This is a genomic window from Amycolatopsis sp. NPDC058986 (assembly GCF_042741125.1).
GTDB lineage: Bacteria > Actinomycetota > Actinomycetes > Mycobacteriales > Pseudonocardiaceae > Amycolatopsis.
The window spans coordinates 1-1,875 of record NZ_JBHYJW010000094.1 but is presented as its reverse complement, the minus strand read 5'-3'; the positions used below and the strand labels follow the sequence as shown (position 1 = coordinate 1,875).

The following is a 1,875-nucleotide window of genomic DNA, read 5'->3' as shown; positions in this document are numbered from 1 at the left end:
GCGGGTTGGGGGGTGGTCTCGGGGGTGAAACCCGCCCCTGGGTTCCCTCTGGTTGTGTGCTCTTTTTTGACCTCCCCTGGGGGTGGTTCCCCCACAACCTAAACCACCGCACGAACCCCAACCGCCACAACAAGCCCACGAGCACCACCCACCCCACTGAGAAGACCTCACTCGGGCGGGCGAGTTCCGCGCCGGAGGAAGTATGCCGGGCAGATCATATGAGTCTCGTACTACTTGGGGTACAGTGGGCACATGACGAAAGCCGAGACCTACCGCCGGATGGTCAACTCCCTGAACAAGGTCATCGTCGGACTGCAGCGCGCGGGCGTCGCCTTCGGGCCGATGCAGTTGCTCACCGTCGCGGGGCGCCGCAGCGGGCAGCCCCGCACGTTCCCCATCGCGGTCATCCCGCTGACGGGCGGCCGCTACATCATGCAGGCGTACCCGAAGGCCGCGTGGGTGGCGAACGCCCGCGCCGCGGACACCGTGACGCTCACCCGCGGCCGCCGTTCGTCGACGGCGCGGCTCGTCGAGGTGCCGGTCGACGAGCGGCGGCCACTGCTGCGCGAGCTGGTGAAGAAGAGCCCGGCGAGCGTCGCCAACCGGCTCGTGACCACCGGGCTGGCCGACGCCCCGACCCCGGACGCCGTCGCCGCGGCGGCCGAGCGCATCGCGGTGTTCCGCGTCGAGGACGTCTGAGGAATCAGGACAACGCGGGCACGGCGCGGTCCTGCCCCGTGTTGCACCCGGTGAGCCGTTCCGTCCACACTGGACACCATGAACAGCGGCCGCATCACCGCGGGCACCCTGCGGCTGGCCGCGTTGCTCGCCGTCGCGGGCGGTTTCCTCGACTCGTTCACCTTCGTCGCGCACGGCGGAGTGTTCGCCAACGCGCAGACCGGGAACGTGGTGCTGCTCGGCGTGTTCGCGGCACGGGGCGATGGGGCCGACGCGCTGAGCCACCTACCACCGTTGCTGGCCTTCGTGGCCGGTGTCGCGGTGGCCGAAACGGTGACCCACCCGCGGGTCGCGCCGTGGCTGCGGCGGCCGCTCCGGGTCGCGCTGCTGGCCGAGATCGTGGTGCTCGCGGTGATCGGGTTCCTGCCGGATTCCTTCAGCAGCACCACGATCGTGCTCATCGTGTCCTTTGTGGCCGCTCTGCAGAACTCGACGTTCGGCAAGCTCGGCGACTGGGCGGTCAACACCACGATGACCACCGGGAACCTCCGCACCGCGACCAAGGCCGCCTACCGCGCGGTGTTCCGTGAGGAGCCCGGCGCCGCCGCGCAGGCCCGCGCGTTCGGCGCGATCTGCCTGTCCTTCCTGGCGGGCGCCGGGCTCGGCGCGCTCGTCACCGCGTGGCTGGGCAACAGGGCGGCCTGGGGTGCCGCCCTGTTGCTCTGCGCCGGAATGCTGCTGTTCGTCCTCGACGAGCGGCCGCGTCAGAGCCGGTAGAGGCGGGTCCAGTTGTCGCGCGAGGTCAGCTCGGGCATCGCGCGCTTGTACTGCTCCTGAACAGTCGAGCCTTCCTTGCGAAGCCGGTTGATGACCTTGACGCTCCGGCGGGTCAGCTCGAACATCGCCGTCCGGTCGAAGGAACGGACCCGCACACCCTCCTGGTTCGCGTCCGTCACCACCGCGGTCCGGAACTGCGCGACATGCCACCAATGCGCGTCGTCGGCGGCCACCGCGCCCAGCGCGTGACGCTGCTTGCCCTGTGTCTGGTGCAGCAGTCGCTTGAGCATGACGAGCATGGGGCGGCTGGGCGGCGGTGCACTGGTGATGATGCCGATGTCGTTGGAGGCGATGCCGGGGACGTCGGTGGCCTTGTGGCGTTTGGTCTCCGGGTAGGCGTCGCGGATGCGGCGGATCTCC

General features: G+C 70.0%; 2 protein-coding genes and 1 pseudogene. 2 read left to right on the top strand and 1 reads right to left on the bottom strand.

What is annotated here, in order from left to right; all coding sequences use genetic code 11:
• The first annotated feature begins 252 nt into the window (after nucleotides 1-252).
• Both ACFW0G_RS42855 and ACFW0G_RS42850 read left to right on the top strand, forming a co-directional pair.
• Complete coding sequence (locus tag ACFW0G_RS42855; protein ID WP_378331303.1) at nucleotides 253-699, top strand: nitroreductase family deazaflavin-dependent oxidoreductase; 447 nt, start codon at nucleotides 253-255, stop codon at nucleotides 697-699.
• A 78-nt stretch (nucleotides 700-777) separates the two neighbouring features.
• A complete protein-coding gene (locus ACFW0G_RS42850) occupies nucleotides 778-1,455 on the top strand; it encodes a YoaK family protein (RefSeq protein ID WP_378331302.1) in 678 nt (225 codons plus the stop codon).
• Here ACFW0G_RS42850 and ACFW0G_RS42845 read toward each other — a convergent pair.
• Nucleotides 1,443-1,875, bottom strand: a pseudogene (locus ACFW0G_RS42845) (glycosyltransferase family 2 protein); the annotation flags it as partial. The gene ACFW0G_RS42850 and the pseudogene ACFW0G_RS42845 overlap by 13 nt on opposite strands.

Excerpts from the sequence above, each read along its gene's own strand:
- ACFW0G_RS42855 (WP_378331303.1), top strand. The coding sequence starts at position 253 with ATGACGAAAGCCGAGACCTACCGCCGGATGGTCAACTCCCTGAACAAG.
- ACFW0G_RS42850 (WP_378331302.1), top strand. The coding sequence starts at position 778 with ATGAACAGCGGCCGCATCACCGCGGGCACCCTGCGGCTGGCCGCGTTG.